Here is a 16,805-nt window from a genome sequence, read left to right as displayed (position 1 = left end):
TACCGGGAGTCGGATCACGGCGACCGAGGAACTCAGCGGTAACCGCCGTCGTCCGGACCCCGAGCGTCGTCGATCCGCCCGAACTGCTCGTCGCTCAACTCGAGTTCGACCGCACCGACGTTCTCCTCGAGCTGGTCGGGCGTCCGCGCGCCGACGATCGGCACGCAGGTAAAGCGATCCTGTTCCATCAGCCAGCGCAGCGAGACCTGCGCCGGCGTGGCGTCGACCTCCTCGGCGACGGACTCGACGGCCTCGAGCACTTCCCAGGCGGTTTCGCTGGTGTAGCGGTCCTCGAAGAGGTCGGTGAGGCTGCCGCGAGCGCCGTCGGGCGCGATCACGGTGCCGTCCTCGGCCCGCTCGTACTTCCCGGTAAGGAAGCCGCCGGCCAGCGGCGAGTACGGACAGACCGCGACGTCCTGATCCGCACAGACGTCGAGGTAGTCGCTCACGTCGTCCGTATCGGCGGCGTTGAACATCGGTTGGGTCACGTCGAAGCGCTCGAGGCCCTCCGCGTCGCTTTCCCACAGCGCTTTAGTGAGCTTCCAGGCGGCCATGCTCGAGGCCCCCAGATAGTGGACTTTCCCCTCCCGGACGAGTTCCGTGAGCGTCCGCATCGTCTCCCGGATCGGCGTGTTCTCGTCCCAGCGGTGAATGTAGTACAGATCGAGGTAGTCGGTGCCCAGCCGCTCTAAGGTGCCCTCGATCTGGGCGCGGATGTGCTTGCGTCCCAGCCCGGAGTCGTTCGGACCGGGCTCGCCGCGCCCGTCGAACGGGAAGTAGACCTTCGAGGCGAGGACGAGGTCCTCGCGGTGGTGGTCCCGATCCTCTAGCCACTCGCCGATCCAGCGCTCGCTTTTCCCGTTCGGATCGCCGTAGACGTTCGCGGTGTCGATGAAGTTAATACCGTTGTCCCAACAGGTATCGAGGAGTTCGTGGGCCTCCTCGCGGTCGGTTTCGACGGTGCCGTTGCTCTCCTTTCCGAAGCGCCAGGTACCGAAGCAGAGTTTCGAGACCGTCGTGCCCGTGTCGCCGAGCGTCGTGTACTCCATGGGAAGCGGTTCAGCAGCGAGGGTCAAAACGAGTTGGGAAGCGGCGAGGGATCGAGCTCCGTCGTCCCCTCACCGCAGGACAGTTCCAAGCGTGCTTTCCGAAGCTACAAAGTACTCGACGGTCACCTCCCGATGATGAATCACTGGTGGCGGCGAATCGTACTCTCGCTGGTCGCCGTCCTCGTTCTCGTCCTCGTCTATGCGTGGCTCTACCAACTGGGAATGGCCACGTTCGAGGGTGAAACGAGGACGTACGCCGATGCGATCCAGACCGTCATCGAGACGCTGACGACGGCCGGTTTCGGCGGTGACGCGGACGACTGGCAGAGTCCCCAGATGAACCTGTTTGTGGTCGTCATGAACCTCACGGGCGTATTGCTCGTCTTCCTCGCGCTGCCGCTGATCGTGATCCCGCTGTTCCAGCAGGCCCTCGAGGATCGGCCGCCGGAGTCGACAGAGCTCACCGATCACGTCATTATCTGCTCGTACACGCCGCGCTCGGACGTGCTCGCGGGGGAACTCGAGGCGGCGAACGTCCCCTACGTCTTCATCGACGACGACGCCGAACTCGTCGTCGAACTCAATGGCGACGGCACCAACGCCATCTACGGCGAACTCGATCAGGAGGAAACGCTGCAGGCGGCAAACGCCGCGGACGCTCACGCCCTCGTTACCGACATCGACGACGAAACCAACGCGATGGTGATCCTCACGGCTCGAGAGCTCTCGAGCGATCTCAGGATCGTCAGCGTGGTCGAAGACGAGGACGTCGCGAGCTATCACCGCTACGCCGGCGCCGACGAAATCGTCCGGCCGCGACGGGTGCTCGGACAGAGTCTGGCGACGAAGGCGACGACGACGGTCTCGGCCGAGCTTCGGGACACGATCGAGCTCAGCGAGGACCTCGCGGTGACCGAACTCCTCGTCCAGGAGCGCAGCGACCTCGTCGGCCAGACGATCCCGGAGTCGGGTATCCGGGACCGAATGGGGATCACCGTCATCGGCGCGTGGTTCAACGGGGAGTTCGTCCCCGTTCCGGGGCCCGAAAACGTGATCGACGGCAACACGATCCTGCTCGTCGCGGGGCGACGCGACGATCTCACGGAGCTGAAATCGCGGACGGTGTCGGCGCTGCGGCACAACACGGACCGCGTGGTCGTCGGCGGCTACGGCGTCGTCGGCCGAACCGCGGTCGAGACCCTGGCGTCCGGCGGCGTTTCGACCTGCGTCGTCGATATCGCGGACCAGGCAGGGGTTGACATCGTCGGCGACGCCACCGACGAATCCGTCCTCGAGGCCGCGAACGTCGAGGACTCCCGGTCCGTCATTCTCACCCTCGACGACGATGCGACGACGATCTACGCGACGCTGGTCCTCAAACAGGTCGCTCCCAACGTCGAGATCATCGCACGTGCAAACGAGACCGAGAACATTCCGAAGCTCTACCGAGCGGGAGCCGAGTACGTCCTGTCGCTGTCGACGGTGACCGGCCGAATGCTCGCCTCTATCCTGATCGAGGACGAAGAGATCCTCACGCCGGAGACGCAGTTCGAACTCGTCAGAACGACTGCCCCGCGGATCGTCGGTCGAAGTCTCGGCGACGTGGACCTGCGAGCGCGGACGGGGTGTACCGTCGTCGCGGTCGAACGGAACGGGGAATTACTGACCGACCTCGGGCCGGAGTTCGTCGTCCGGACCGACGACATGCTGATCGTCGCGGGGAGCGACGAGGCGATCAACCAGTTCGTCGCGCTCGCGTGCTGATTCTCGGCGTCCCCTGCTAATCGAACGCCGGCACGACTTCGTCCTCGTAGAACTCGAGCGCCTTCTCCTGTTCGTCCCCGATCTGGTGGAAGTAGACGTGATCGTAGCCGGCGTCGATCGCCTCCTCGATGCTATCGATGTGGGCTTGCGGGTCCGGTTCGGTGGTGGTTCCGGCCTCGGCTATGTCCTCCTTCTCGACCATCTGGGCGGCCTGTTCGAAGTGGGCCGGCGTCGGCAGCTCCTGCCCGAGTTCGCCCGGAATCGAGCCGTTGGGCCACTGCTCGTAGATCGTCTCGATCGCCTCCTCCTCGCTGTCGGCGTAGCAGCCGTGCAGCTGGGTGTATTTCGGGCCGTTGCCGCCGGCGTCCTCGTAGGCCTCGACCGGCTCCTCCTTCGGGCCGGAACACCAGAGCCCGTCGACGGTCTCGGCGACCCACTCGGCGGTCTGCGGGCCGAACGCGCTCCCGATCGTCGTCGGCTGTTCGTCGGGAACGGTGTAGAGGCGCGCGTTCTCGACCGTGTAGTGTTCGCCGTGATGGCTGGTCGGTTCGCCCGTCCAGAGCGAGCGCATCACGTCCATCGCCTCGTCCAACATCTCGAGTCGAACGTCGTGTTCGGGCCAGCGCTCGCCCGTGACGTGTTCGTTCAAGTTCTCGCCGGTGCCGACGCCGAACGTAAAGCGGTCGCCGAGCATCTCGTCGACGGTGGCGACGGCGTGGGCGACGTTGACCGGGTGGATCCGGATCGTCGGACAGGTGACGCCGACGCCGACTTCGATCTCGTCGGTCGCCGTCGCGATGGCGCCCAGGGTCGACCAGACGAACGGCGACTCGCCCTGGGCCGACGTCCAGGGATGGAAGTGATCCGAAATCGAGAGGAAGTCGAAGCCGGCTTCCTCGGCGCGGCGGGCGATGTCGACCAGTTCCGTCGGGCCGAACTCCTCGCTCGAGAGGGTGTATCCGAGTTTCGTCATTCCCGATTTCGTATCACTGCCGGACGGGTAACGGTTGTACCTGCGACGGCAAGAGCGCGTGCGCGGTTCGGAACGAGCGAAGCGAGTGAGAACCGCGGGCGAACGGCGAAGCCGTGAGCGAGTGAGTGCGCCTGCCGCGGGAATCGAACGTCTTACCCGCGATGCGCGGAAACCCGTCGGTATGGAAGCCGTAGTCGAAGCGACGGACCTCGAGAAGGTCTACGGCGAGACGACGGCCCTCTCGGGGGCGTCGCTCTCCGTCGAGCGCGGCGAGGTCTTCGCGCTGATCGGTCCGAACGGGGCCGGCAAGACGACGCTCGTCCGGTCGCTGACGGGGACGACCGAACCCGACGGCGGCAGCGCACGAATCCTCGACGCGTCGCCGTCGGCCGTCGACCGCGACCGACTCGGCGTGCTACCACAGGAGTTCTCGCCACCCGGCAGACTCAGCGCGAGAGAACTGCTCGCTTACTATGCGGGACTCTACGACGACGCGCGGGATTCCGACGACGTGCTCGCGGACGTCGGTCTCGTCGACGCCGGCGACACCTGGTACGAGGACCTCTCGGGGGGCCAGCAGCGCCGGGTCTGCGTCGGTTCCGCGCTGGTCAACGACCCCGATCTGCTCTTTCTCGACGAGCCGACGACCGGGATCGATCCCGCCGGCCGTCGCACCGTCTGGCGACTGATCGAGGACCTCGCCGCGGGCGGGACGACCGTCGTCCTCACGACCCACGATATGGCCGAAGCCGAACGGCTCGCCGACCGCGTCGGCCTGCTCGCCGACGGCTCGCTCGTCGCACAGGGCACGCCCGACGCACTCGTCCGGGACCACGGCGGCTCGAGCCGGCTCACGATCGAAACGGCGGCCGATCCGGACGCCTTCGCGGACCTCGAGTACCCGGTCGAACGCCCGGAGCGCGGCCGGGGTCGAAGCCCGGACAGTGCAGTGGTCGTCCGAGATATCGATCCCGCCGCGATCGGCACCGTCGTCGACTATCTCGAGACCCGCGGCATCGAGTACACCGAACTCTCGTGGGCCGAACCCGACCTCGAGGACGTCTATCTCTCCCTGGCCGACGCGGCCGAGCGGGAGCGGACCGATCGACTCGCGGACGGGGAGCGCGCCGGGCGCGGAGAAAGCGGTTCCGGCGAGTCAGATATCGCGCAGGCGGGTGAGACGGCGTGAGTCGGATGGGCCGCGTCGGAGCCGAGACGAGCGCCGGCTGGCGCTCGTTCATCCGCCGGCGGACGGCGGTCTTTTTCACCTTCTTCTTCCCGGTGATTCTGATCGTCATCTTCGGCGCGCTGATCCGCACCGATCCGACCGGCGAGGGCCTGTTCACCGAGCCGGCGGCCTACTACGTTCCCGGTTACCTCGCCGTCGTCGTCCTCTTCACCCCGCTGTCGCGGATGGGCAGCGAGGTCGCGCGCCACCGCGAGGGGAGTCGCTTCGAGAAGCTGGCGACGACGCCGCTGACTCGCGGCGAGTGGTTGCTCGCCCAGACGGTCGTCAACGCAGCCATTATCGGACTCGCGAGCCTGCTCATCCTCGGACTGGTAGTCGCGCTGACCGGCGCGAAGATCGCGTTCTCCCCGCTGCTGGTGCCCTACATCCTCGTCGGCGTCGTCTGCTTCTGTGGCGTCGGCGCGATGCTCGGCAGCTACACCGATTCCCAGGACGGCGCGGTCGCCGCGAGCAACGCGATCGGGCTCCCGCTGCTCTTCCTCTCGGAGACGTTCATCTCGCTTTCCCAGCTTCCGGGCTGGTTCGGTCCGCTGGTGAACCTCTCGCCGCTGACCTACTTCGCACGGGGAGTTCGGGCCGCGACCTACTCGGGTGCGGAGACGCCAGCTATCGCCGGCGTCGATCCCGCGCTCGCGAACCTCGGGATTCTCGCCGTACTTGCTGTCGTCGCGTTCGCGCTGGGTGCGCGGTCGATTCCGCGGACGGACTGAGCGCCTCGAGAACGAACCGATTTACGCGCGGCACTCGAATCGACGGCAATCAGTATGCGCTCAGGCCACCCCACGGAGCAGGCCGTCGGTATGGAGTACTACGTCAGCGACGCGGACGGCGTCGGCGGTCGCCTCCGGGAGGACGACGCCGATTTTCGGGTGCGCGAACTCGAGCGCTTCGACACCGAACCCGTCGACGCGCCGACGGACGCCTATCCCCACCTCGTCTTTCGAGCGACGCTGCGGGGGTGGGACACCAACGACTTCGCCTCGCGGCTCTCGGACGCGCTGGGCGTCTCCCGCGAGCGGGTCAACTGGGCCGGCACGAAGGACAAGTACGCCGTGACCACCCAGCTGTTTTCGGTCTACGGAGCCGACCCGGCGGACCTGCCCGAGATCAACGGGGTCGATATCGAGGTGCTCGGGCGGGCCGGGCGGAACCTCGAGTTCGGCGACCTCGCGGGCAACGAGTTCGAACTCGTGGTCTCCGATCCCGAGCGGCCCGAAAACGCCGCGACGATCACCGACGAATTGGGGGAATTCGGCGGGCTCGAGGACGGCGGTATCGGCGATTCGGACGGCGACTCCGCGGTTTCGATCGGCGTCCCCAACTTCTTCGGCCAGCAGCGCTTCGGGAGCCGCCGGCCGGTCACGCACGAAGTCGGGCTCGCGATCGCTCGCGACGACTGGGAGGGTGCGGTGATGGCCTATCTGGGGAATCCGACGGATGCAGAACCCGAGTCGACGCAAGAAGCTCGGACGTTCGTCGAGGAAACGCGAAACTGGCAGGAAGCCCTCGAGCGGGTTCCCAACCGCCTCCGCTACGAGCGCTCGATGATCCACGCGCTCGCCGAGGACGACGGTGAGCCCGGCCCCGCGGAATTTCGAGAGGCCCTCGAGCGGGTGCCGTCGAACCTCCAGCGGCTGTTCGTCCACGCGGCCCAGTCCTACGCGTTCAACCTGATGCTGAGCAAGCGTCTCGAGCGCGGGCTGCCGTTCGATCGCCCCGTCGCGGGCGACGTGGTCTGTTTTTCGGATACCGACGCGCCCGACGGGCTCGAGCTTCCAGATACCGACCGCCTCCAGCGAGTCGACGAGCGCCGGGTCGACTCGGTGACTCGCCACTGCGAGCGGGGCCGGGCGTTCGTCACCGCGCCGCTGGTCGGCACCGAGACGGACCTCGCAGACGGCGAGCAGGGCGAGATCGAGCGCGCCGTCCTCGACGACCTCGGTCTCGAGCCCGCGGACTTCGATCTCCCCGGCGAGTTTCACTCGAGCGGCACTCGGCGAGCGATGCTCCTGCGGACGGATCTTTCACTCGAGACCGAGCCGCTGACGCTCGAGTTCGCGCTGCCGAAGGGATCGTACGCGACGGTCGTTCTGCGAGAGTATCTGAAGGTGGATCCGGTCGATCTCGGATAGGGCTTCGAAACTGCGATACGGGTTGCCGGTCGTCACAGTCACCCCGGTTTTTAGGTCGCAGCCTCGAGTATCAACTGAGGAGATGGACACCGCGACTCACCACGGGCCGAAGCGATCGGGTTCGCGAGCATGATCGGGACGAACGAGAACCGGGAAATCGTCGACTGGCGAACGGTAACCGAAGACGGGCAGACGGTGTACGAAATCGAGTACGACGAACCCGTCTCGGCGCCGACGGGGAGATCGAAGTCGCTGTTCGGCGCGAGTAGCGGCGGGACGGTTCCGGCCGGCGAGCAGTACGTTCACCTGCCGGACGGAGAGCGGATTCCCGCGAGCGAAGCGGTGTTCGAGGCCGACGGAACGACGCTGCGAGTGCGCCACGAACCGTCGGTGATAGCTCGCCTTCGGCGATACCTGCCGTGGTGACGCCGTCGCTTTCGGTGGCCCGTAAGCAGTGTCACCCGAAGTAATCTCGGAGCACCGCACCGAAGCCGGCGGCACCGATACAGATCGAGAGAATCGCGCCGACGCCGGTCACCGCGAGGACGCCGTTGATTCCCGCACCGACCACCAGCGGCTTCAGCCAGCCGTCCTCGCGACCGACCAGTCGCTCGGCGATCGCGAGGGCGGCGATCGCTGCGCCGACCGCCCACACGAGGTACGCGAGGAGTCCGAGCGGAAACGCCACCAGAATTCCGACGATCGTGATGACCAGGAGGAGAATTACGAGGGCGAGTGCGAGCAGCGAAGCGATCCCGTACGCGAACGCCCCGATCGGATCCTCGAGCACGTCCGCCATCATCCGTTCCGTGTACTCGGGGACGACGGCGACCAGGATCGCGCCGACGACCAGCGTGGTGAGGAAGGCCCCGACCGCACCCCCGAGGAGTCCGCCGGTCGTGCCGATATCGATATCGATGCCGGGATCGGCTTGTGCGATCAGCGCGACTATCAGATGAGCGTGACTGAGTCCGATCATAACGTATAGAGGAACTGCACTGATGTGAACGTGCTGTCTCGACGTCGTCCCGGCATCCGCTGACAGGCTTTTGCTCGCTCGCGTCCTCCATAATACTATGCGTAGCAAACATCTACAGCGGGAAATCGACGACCTCGTAGCGCACGGCTGGAAGATCGAGGAAGAAACGCCCGATCGCGTCGTGCTGGTCGACCGAACGTTCGGCTCGGTGGTCTCTCACGTCCTGGTCGCACTCCTGACGTTCTGGTTCTCGATGGGGCTGGGAAACGTCGTCTGGGGCGCGTACAACTACGTCTCGAAATCCCAGCGTCGCGTCCTCTGGGAGGACGGTGGCGATTGTCCGTCCTGCGGTACGGACGTGCCGTCGTCCGCGGACTACTGCCCGTCCTGTGGCGAGGACCTCGAGCCGGTCGCCGAACCGAACGAGGGCATCGTCTGTCCCGAATGCGACGCAGTCGCCGCCGACGGATCGCGGTACTGTCCGTCCTGCGGAACGAAACTCGCCGCCACGTTCGGTCGCTCGTCGTCGGGGAACCGAACTGATACGTAGCTCGCCCGCTAGCGACAGAACAGGCAATGGAACTGGACTCGGACCCTCACATCCTCCTGACGAACGACGACGGGATCGACGCGCCCGGCATTCGGGCGCTTCACGACGCGCTCTCGGCGGTCGGCACGGTCACCGTCATCGCGCCCGATCGAAACCGGAGCGCCGTCGGCCGGTCGCTCTCCTACGGCCGAACGAGTTCGTCGCGAGACGATGACGACTTCTCGCTGGATCTGGAGACGGACTCGTTCACCTCGCCGGTTCCCCACGCCGACCACGAACTGGGATACGCCGTCGACGGGACCCCCTGTGACTGCGCCATCGTCGGCACGAAAGGCCTCGAGCCCCGACCCGACATCGTCGTCTCGGGCTGTAACTCGGGCGCGAACCTCGGGGCCTACGTCTTCTCCCGATCGGGAACCGTCAGCGCCGCGATGGAGGCTGCGTTCCTCGGGACGCCGTCGATCGCCGTCTCGCTGGACACGCTCGGCTACGATCGGGACCTCGAAACGGCCGACTTCGAGCGAGCGGGCGAGATCACCGCCGAACTCGTCGCCGGCGTCCCCGGTACCGGACTGTTCGACCGCGTCGACTACCTGAACGTGAACGTCCCCCGGCCGGATCGGGATCCGAACGGCTTCCAACTGACCCGGCCGACCGAGGTCTACGAGATGGACGCCGCGTTCGAAAACGGCGCGTTTCAGTTGACCAACCGACTCTGGCAGCAGATGGCGAACCGGGACATCCCCGACGCCGAGGACACCGATCGCCACGCCCTGCTCGAGGAACGGGTGTCGATCTCTCCGCTGCGGGTCCCCTACGAGGTCGTGGATACGGAACCGGTTCGGAACGTCTTCGACGAAATTTTGTAACCCCGTCTATCACTGCGTCCAGACTTTTCAGAAGCCAGTACGGTTTAGGTGATCGGCTCACAAGGGGGACGCAATCGATCGATGTCGGACCGCAATCAGCCGGACGAACGCGACGACAATCCGGGACGGATCCCCTCGAGCCCCCCGAGCGATGTCGGTCCGGCCGCCGAGACGGAGACGGACGTCGACTCCGCCGTCGCTCGGACCGATGACGGGACGACTGGGGACGACAGGACGACTGCGGACGACAGTACGACGGTGGACGACAGTACGACGGTGGACGACAGTACGACGGTGGACGACCGAGAGACGGCGTCGGCAATCGCACCCGCCGACGCGCGGTCGAAGCGGCAGGTCATCGACGCAGTGCTCGCGGACGTGACGGCGTTTTTTGACGATCGCTTTGATGGCACCACCGACAAGGTGTTCCCCGGTCGCCCGTCCGACGCGTTCATCGAGGAGGAGTTCTTCGATTTCACCTACCTCGACGACTACGAGGAAGTCGAGCGCTACTGGGTGAATAAGCCGTACGCGTACGTGACGGTACTGTACGACGACGCGACCAACACCAATCGGTATCACGTCGTCGAGCCCGACCTCGACGAGTTCGAGGAGTACGTCCGCGAGGACCTGATCCGGGCGCTCCGGAGCGACCTGATGTACAAGGAGTTCGACGGCGAGGTGAACCGGGCGGCCGCATTCGACGAGGAAGTGCCGAGAGTCATGCGCGAACACGCCGCCACCGTCGGCGACGGCTCACTGCAGCAACTCCTCTACTACCTCCGCCGGGACTTCGTGAACTACGGGAAGATCGACCCCATCATGCGCGACCGGGCCGTCGAGGACATCTCCTGTGACGGCGCGGCCAAACCCGTCTTCGTCTACCACCACGGCTACCGCGACCTCCGGACGAATCTCGCGTTCGGCGACGAACGCCTGAGCGCCTACGTCGTGCGCCTCGCGCAGCGAGCCGGCAAACACCTCTCGGTCGCCGACCCGCTGGTCGACGCCTCCTTACCCGACGGCTCGCGGGTCCAGCTCACCCTCGGCGGCGAGGTGACGACCGGCGGCGCGAACTTCACCGTCCGGAAGTTCGCCGAGGTCCCGTTCACCCCCGTCGATCTCGTCAACTGGGGGACGTTCTCGCTCGAGCAGATGGCCTACCTCTGGCTGGCCGTCGAGAACAACGCCTCGCTCATGTTCGCCGGCGGCACCGGCTCGGGGAAGACGACCAGCCTCAACGCGGTCTCGATGTTCGTCCCGCCCGAGAGCAAGGTCGTCTCCATCGAGGACACGCCGGAGCTCACGCTCCCCCACGACAACTGGATTCAGAGCGTTACCCGGGACGGCGTCACCGCGGGCGGGCGCGGCTCCGTCGGGATGTTCGACCTGCTGCAGGCCGCCCTGCGCCAGCGCCCGGAGTACCTCGTCGTCGGGGAGATCCGAACGGAGAGCGACGTCGCGCTCACCTTCTTCCAGTCGATCGCTACCGGCCACACGGCGTACACGACGTTTCACGCCGACTCCGTCCGCGGGCTGTTGAGTCGACTCCGGAACGAGCCGCTGAACGTCCCGACGCAGATGATCGGCAACCTCGACATCGTCTCGATTCAACAACAGACCACCCAGAACGGCAAGCGCGTTCGGCGGAACAGGCGGCTCGTGGAGTTCAGCCACGGCGATCCGGACGGGGACGCGGACGAAATCGCGCCCCACGAGGTGTTTCGGTACGATCCCCACGCCGATCGCTTCGAACAGACCTCGGGATCGACGGTCCTCGGTGCCATCGCCGACGAACGAGGCTGGACGCCCGGCCACATCGAGCGGGAACTCGACCGACGGGAAGCCGTCCTGCGATACCTCCTCGAGGCCGAAATAACCGACTACGAGAGCGTCGCGCGGGTCATTCAGGGGTTCATCCGCGATCCGGAGTACGTTCTCGAGGAGGTCCGCGCCGGCGACCTCGATCCCGACGAGATCGCGATCGCGGAGGCCGACGACTGAATCGTGACCGAACGTGACCGGCCCGGCAGTGACGATGACCGCGATCGATCCGACGGCGATGTGGACTGCGATCGGTCCCACGACGACGTCGACCACGCCCCGGTCGGTGACGATATCGGCCCCGATGACGGTCCAGAGCGCGATACGGACGAACCCGCGTTCCGTGACCCCGCTCTCGACGAAGAGACGGCCGCGGCCGTTCTCGAGGACGCGTTCGACGACGAGCCGACGGTCTCGTTCGAGTCGGATTCGAACGACTCGCTCGGAGAGGCGGGCGACGGACGCCGAGCGGAACTTGACGACGCCGAACCGGAGCCCGAGGAGGTGCTCAGTCAGCCCCTCGCCGAGGAGCGCGAACTCGGCGCGGCGGAGCAACGCGAACTCAGGGATTCGTACGGGCGTATTCGGACGTTTTTCAAGACGCGCCCGGAGCGATACCGCGGGCTCCAGCGGCTGCTCAAGCAGGCCCGCGTCCGGGATACCTACGATACGTACCTGACCGATAGCGTCAGATTCGCGGTGATCGCCGCGATCGTCGCGGGAATCGTCGGCAACGCCGCGCTCGTCGTGCTGGCGCTGACCGGCACGTGGTTCGACGTGCTGGAGCCGCTTTTCGGGCTCTCCGGTCGGACGCGGGACGCGTTCCTGTCGAACCCGTTGCTCGTCGCCGCGCTGCTCGTTCCCCTGTGCTGTTCCCTCGCCGCCGGCGGTGCCGTCTGGGTCGGCCGGAACTACTACTATCCGCGGAGCGTCGTCGCCGCGAGGCGGCGGAGCATCGCGCTCAACCTTCCCTACGCGATCACGTTCATGTACGCGCTGTCCAGCGGCGGGATGAACTTCATCGAAGTGTGTCGCCGACTCGGGGACAGCGAGGAGGTCTACGGCGAGGTCGCGAACGAGTTCGACCTGGTCGTCCGCGAGATCGACCTGTTCGGCAACGACCTGCTGCAGGCCCTCGACAACGTCCGGCTGCTCACCCCGAGCGACGACTTCCGCCGGTTCCTCGACGACCTGCTGGGCGTCCTCGACTCCGGCGGCGACCTCGAGACGTTCTTCGAGGAGGTGTCCGAGGAGGCGCTCGACGACGCGCTCGAGGAGCAGGCGTCGTTCATCGAGACGCTCGGCGTGATCAGCGAGGTGTTCGTCGTCGCGTTCGTCGCGGCTCCGCTCTTCTTGATCGTCGTGTTGATGGTCGTGAGTTTCCTCGGCGCGGAGACGGTCAGTCTGATCGCGGCGCTCGTCTACGTCGTCTTCCCGCTGGCGATGGTCGGATTCCTGCTCGCCGTCGACCTGCTCTCGCGGCCCTACCAGGAGCCGACGGCCAGGCTGGCCGTCGAAGACGAACGGACGGTCCGGAGCGAGCGAGTCGAGGACGACCCTCGCTTTCCCGCCTACCGGCAGTCCAAGCGAGAGACCGGCCTTCGGGCGTTCCTCTCGGATCCGTTTCGGGCGATCAGACGCCGCCCCGTCCTCTCGCTGGGGGTGACGATACCGGCCGCGATCGCCGTCGTCGGCCTCGGAATCTGGACCGGACTGGTCGAGCCGACCGCCGCGGGATTTCTCGCGACGCCGCTCCGAACGACCGTCGGGCTCGTCGTCGTTCCGCTGGTGACCGCGACCGCGCCGCTACTGGTCCTCCACGAGCGCGAACGCCGCCGGACGAACGTCATCACCGAGCGGTTCCCGGACGTGCTGAGCATCCTCGCCAGCGCGAACCAGATGGGCGTCGACGTGGTCGACGCCTTCGACCTCGTCACGCGGTGGGCGAGCGGGACGCTCGCCGAGGAGCTCCGCCGCGTTCGTAACGACGTGGCCTGGAACCACGACCTGACCCAGGCGTTGCTCGGCTTCGCCGACCGGCTGAACGTCCCCCAGTTGACGCGGACGATGACGCTGGTCGCTGAGGGGAGCCGCTCGAGCGGCGATCTCCACGGCCTGCTCGAGATCGCGGCGAGGAACACTCGAGCGCAGGCGAAACTCGCCCGGCAGCGCCGGCGCGAAGTCGGCTCCTACGTCGCCATCGTCGTGATCGGCTTCCTCGTCTATCTGCTGGTCATCGTCATGGTCAGCGCGAGCTATCTCGCGCCGATCGCCGAGATAGCGGCCGACTCCGAGACGACGGCGGCCGAGGGACCGGTCTCGCTGGGTGCGATCCCCGTCGAGACCTACGAACTCCTCTTTCTCCACTCGGCGCTGGTTCAGGGGTTCGGAAGCGGACTGATCGCCGGTAAGCTGGCCGAGAACGACGTCCTCAGCGGACTCAAGTACGGACTGGGGCTCGTCGTCCTCACCGTCGTCGCGTTCTTCCTCCTGGTGTAATCATGTCCCGACAGACAGTCCCCGAACGATCCGAGAACGACGCACGCGAGACCGAGACACCGTCGACAGCGCGTGCGAGTGTGCGACCGATGGCTCCCGACACGGATCGCGCCGTCTCGCCCGTTATCGGCGCGATCCTCATGTTCGCACTCGCGCTCGCGCTGCTCGCGGTCCTCCAGATGACGGCGATTCCGGCGGTGAACGAGGGACTCGAGTTCCAGCACAACGAGCGGGTCCAGACGGACGTGAGGGGCGTCGGCGAGACCATCGGCCGAGTCGCCGCGACCGGGACCGGGGAGACGGTCTCGATCGAGGCAGGGCTCCGTTATCCGCCCCGACTGTTCTTCGTCAACCCGCCACCGGTCTCCGGGACGGTTCGGACGACGGAGCCCGAGGCGGTCGAGATCGCCAACGCGTCCGCCGCCGGCGAGACCGGCGACTACTGGAACGGAACGCCGCGGACGTTCGAAACGCGATCGCTCGAGTACGCCCCGGACTACAACGAGTACGGGAGCGCGCCGGTGACGGTCTCCGAGCCGTGGGTCGTCTACGAGAGACTCGACGGGACGAACCGAGCCGAGACCGAGCAGGATCTCGTCGACGGCCGCCGGATCGATTTCGTCGCGCTCGAGGGCGAGCGCTCCGTCTCGCGTGCGGGAGACGTCTCGATCGGCGTCGAACCGGCCAGCGCGCCGGCCCGGACGGTGACGGTCCGCGACGACGGCGAACCGGTCACGCTGACGGTTCCCACCCGGCTCACCGAAGACGAGTGGGTCGAGCTCCTCGCGGACGAACTCGATTCGGCGAGCGGGCCGGACGACGGCCGGTACGTGACGGGGATCGACTGTCAGCGAGCGCCACCGGACCCCTGCGGACAGTTGACGCTGGCGCTCGAGCAGGGAGCGACCTACGAACTCCGACTCGGCGCCGTCGCCCTCGGTGGAGGGGTGAGTGAGCAGAACGCGGCGTACCTCACCGACGTCGACGGCAACGCGACGGCGATCCCGGAGGGCGGTCGCCAGCGGCTCGTCGTCGAGGCCCGCGACCGGTTCGACAACCCCGTCAGCGGCGTTACCGTGACCGGGAGTGCCGGCGGTGACGGCACCGTTCGGGCGGTCGATTCCGTCACCGATGCCGAGGGACGCGCGACGTTCGTCTACGACGCTCCCGACGACGTCAACGGGACTCGAGACGTCCAGGTGGCGCTAAACTTCGGCGAGGGACCGTCTCGGGAAGCCACGTTCGACGTTCGCGTGATGGATCGTGGCGGATCGGGGGCGCCGACCGGACCGAGCGCGACGATCACCGACGTCACCGATCTCGGCGGCAATCAGGACGAGTACGCCGTCTCCCTCGAGGCGACTGATCCCGACGGAAATCTCGAGACTGCCGCGTTTGAACTTCAAAACCCCGACACTGGCGAGGTCCTCGATAGAGAGGAGGGACAGCTGAGCGGCGGTTCCGATACCGTGACCGCAACCCTGCGTGTCCAAGGCGGGAAACGACTTCCGGAATACCGGGTCGTCGCCACCGCTATCGATGCGGGCGGAAACACGGCGCGCGACGAACGGATCGTACGCGGGAGCGGACGGTAACCGATCGCGGCCGTCGATTCGACTCGCTTTCGGCTCGAGACGCCTTCGGTCCGGGACCGGCGCGTTTCGTGAAGGGGCCGACGAACTGCTGGCAACCGTCGGATCCGGTCGGAAACACGCCTGTTTTACATCCGTCTCCCGAATCTCCGCTATGGAGTGTCGCCACTGCGCATCGCCGCTCGAGAAACCCGGGGACTTCTGTCTGGTCTGTCGGGAGGCCAACACCGAGGCGATCGTCCTCGAGGCGGCGCGCGACAGAGCGACCATCACGATGCTCGCCGGCGAACCCGACGAGCCGACCGACCCCGATTCCGAAGCCGACCGCGACGAGCTGGTACTCGGCGAGACGACGATCACGACGACGCCGGAGGACGGCGAGAACGAGCCGATCGAACTCCGGAACTTCGCGGGCCTGATCGGCGACGAAATACGTCGGAAACGTCCCGAGGAGGTCTACGCCGGCGGCGTCCGAACGGTGATTCGCGCCGTTCGCGACGACACCCACCACTCGTTCTATCGCGTCGACGACGACGATCCGGTTCGGGCGGTGCTCGAGCGCCGCGGGAATCGCGCGCTGGACGTCGTCGAGACGCCGCCGGCCGAGAAGATCGGCGGCAGCCACACGACGCTCATCGGGGGCCGGACAGGGATGCGGGCCATTCGGACCGTCGCGGACCATCCCCACGTCAAGAAGGTGATTCCCGGCCCGATCGACGCCGGTGGCAAGGGCTCTCAGTCCGGCATGCGCGCGAAGGTGACCCGCGCCGACGACGGCGGCAACGTTCGGATGCTGTTGCGAGACGGTTCGAGCGTCCAGGAGAACCGCGTCGTGACGACCGCCCGCGATCGGGAGATGGGCGAACGGATCCGGGAGGATTTGAACGACGTGCTCACGGACGCGGAGTTCTAGTAGCTGCCAGCGTCCGCCGTCGATGGCAGTCTCACGGTCGGGAGATTCTCGAGGCAAGTATTGTTGCTTCCCGATGGCGGTGACAGGTGCTGCTGGTTCTCCCGGCCTTAATGGGATCGATGTAATTAGATATAATTAGCCATGCTCGAGCGACCGGACGCCGTCCTGACCCTGATTCCGCTGTTGGCGGTGAGCGGCCTCGTTGTTCGCGCGGTGATCGCAGCCCCGGGTGTCGGCACGGGAGTACTCACCACTCCGCTCGCGGTCGCTGGATACGTCGCTGCGCTCGCGGTCGTCTTCCTGGAACTGCTCGCGTGGCCGGTCGCCGAGCGGATGGATGGGTCGTGATCGGGAGGCCGAACGAGACTGTGCTCCCGCAGGAACCGACGTGACTCAACAGGTTTAAGAATGC

General features: G+C 66.6%; 15 protein-coding genes. 12 read left to right on the top strand and 3 right to left on the bottom strand.

Features of this window, described 5'->3' with window-relative positions; all coding sequences use genetic code 11:
- Positions 1-32: 32 nt before the first annotated feature.
- Complete coding sequence (locus AC0QDI_RS06820; RefSeq protein WP_474666525.1) at positions 33-1,049, bottom strand: aldo/keto reductase; 1,017 nt, start codon at positions 1,047-1,049, stop codon at positions 33-35.
- 135 nt (positions 1,050-1,184) lie between these two features.
- Between AC0QDI_RS06820 and AC0QDI_RS06815 the strand changes: the two genes are divergently transcribed.
- A complete protein-coding gene (locus tag AC0QDI_RS06815) occupies positions 1,185-2,813 on the top strand; it encodes a potassium channel family protein (RefSeq protein WP_474667310.1) in 1,629 nt (542 codons plus the stop codon).
- Between the two features lie 16 nt (positions 2,814-2,829).
- Here the strand turns inward: AC0QDI_RS06815 and AC0QDI_RS06810 are convergent, their stop codons facing one another.
- On the bottom strand, positions 2,830-3,786 hold the full coding sequence (locus tag AC0QDI_RS06810) for a TIGR03557 family F420-dependent LLM class oxidoreductase (protein WP_474666523.1): 957 nt from the start codon (positions 3,784-3,786) through the stop codon (positions 2,830-2,832).
- A gap of 181 nt (positions 3,787-3,967) precedes the next feature.
- On the opposite strand from AC0QDI_RS06810, the gene AC0QDI_RS06805 reads away from it, so the two are divergent.
- The 4 genes from AC0QDI_RS06805 (at position 3,968) to AC0QDI_RS06790 (ending at position 7,593) form a co-directional block, all read left to right on the top strand.
- The gene (locus tag AC0QDI_RS06805) at positions 3,968-4,975 is read left to right on the top strand and encodes an ABC transporter ATP-binding protein (protein WP_474666521.1); all 1,008 of its coding nucleotides are present in this window, start codon (positions 3,968-3,970) and stop codon (positions 4,973-4,975) included.
- Complete coding sequence (locus AC0QDI_RS06800; RefSeq protein ID WP_474666519.1) at positions 4,972-5,745, top strand: ABC transporter permease; 774 nt, start codon at positions 4,972-4,974, stop codon at positions 5,743-5,745. Before AC0QDI_RS06805 ends, AC0QDI_RS06800 begins: the two co-directional genes overlap by 4 nt.
- Positions 5,746-5,799: 54 nt before the next feature.
- Positions 5,800-7,167, top strand: coding sequence for a tRNA pseudouridine(13) synthase TruD (gene truD, locus AC0QDI_RS06795; protein ID WP_474666517.1), 1,368 nt, complete (start codon positions 5,800-5,802; stop codon positions 7,165-7,167).
- Positions 7,168-7,296: 129 nt separating this feature from the next.
- Positions 7,297-7,593, top strand: coding sequence for a hypothetical protein (locus tag AC0QDI_RS06790; RefSeq protein ID WP_474666515.1), 297 nt, complete (start codon positions 7,297-7,299; stop codon positions 7,591-7,593).
- A 31-nt stretch (positions 7,594-7,624) separates the two neighbouring features.
- Here AC0QDI_RS06790 and AC0QDI_RS06785 read toward each other — a convergent pair whose 3' ends face one another.
- Positions 7,625-8,146, bottom strand: a complete 522-nt coding sequence (locus tag AC0QDI_RS06785) for a DUF8173 domain-containing protein (RefSeq protein WP_474666513.1) — start codon at positions 8,144-8,146, stop codon at positions 7,625-7,627.
- A 97-nt stretch (positions 8,147-8,243) separates the two neighbouring features.
- Between AC0QDI_RS06785 and AC0QDI_RS06780 the strand changes: the two genes are divergently transcribed.
- From AC0QDI_RS06780 to AC0QDI_RS06750, 7 genes are all read left to right on the top strand, one after another.
- Positions 8,244-8,696, top strand: coding sequence for a zinc ribbon domain-containing protein (locus AC0QDI_RS06780; protein WP_474666511.1), 453 nt, complete (start codon positions 8,244-8,246; stop codon positions 8,694-8,696).
- Between the two features lie 26 nt (positions 8,697-8,722).
- Positions 8,723-9,565, top strand: coding sequence for a 5'/3'-nucleotidase SurE (gene surE, locus AC0QDI_RS06775; protein WP_474666509.1), 843 nt, complete (start codon positions 8,723-8,725; stop codon positions 9,563-9,565).
- 81 nt (positions 9,566-9,646) lie between these two features.
- Positions 9,647-11,569 (top strand): type II/IV secretion system ATPase subunit, encoded by a 1,923-nt coding sequence (locus AC0QDI_RS06770; protein WP_474666507.1) that lies wholly within the window; start codon positions 9,647-9,649, stop codon positions 11,567-11,569.
- A gap of 114 nt (positions 11,570-11,683) precedes the next feature.
- Positions 11,684-13,888, top strand: coding sequence for a type II secretion system F family protein (locus tag AC0QDI_RS06765; protein ID WP_474667308.1), 2,205 nt, complete (start codon positions 11,684-11,686; stop codon positions 13,886-13,888).
- A gap of 89 nt (positions 13,889-13,977) precedes the next feature.
- Positions 13,978-15,483 (top strand): Ig-like domain-containing protein, encoded by a 1,506-nt coding sequence (locus tag AC0QDI_RS06760; RefSeq protein WP_474666505.1) that lies wholly within the window; start codon positions 13,978-13,980, stop codon positions 15,481-15,483.
- Positions 15,484-15,634: 151 nt separating this feature from the next.
- Complete coding sequence (locus AC0QDI_RS06755; protein ID WP_474666503.1) at positions 15,635-16,393, top strand: DUF2103 domain-containing protein; 759 nt, start codon at positions 15,635-15,637, stop codon at positions 16,391-16,393.
- A gap of 141 nt (positions 16,394-16,534) precedes the next feature.
- Positions 16,535-16,741 carry a hypothetical protein gene (locus tag AC0QDI_RS06750; RefSeq protein ID WP_474666501.1) on the top strand — a complete coding sequence of 69 codons (207 nt, stop codon included), beginning with the start codon at positions 16,535-16,537 and terminating at the stop codon, positions 16,739-16,741.
- Positions 16,742-16,805: the final 64 nt, after the last annotated feature.

This window comes from Natrinema sp. LJW11 (assembly GCF_056135975.1).
The sequence above is the reverse complement of the archived record's forward strand: the minus strand, read 5'-3'. Positions and strand labels throughout refer to the sequence as shown.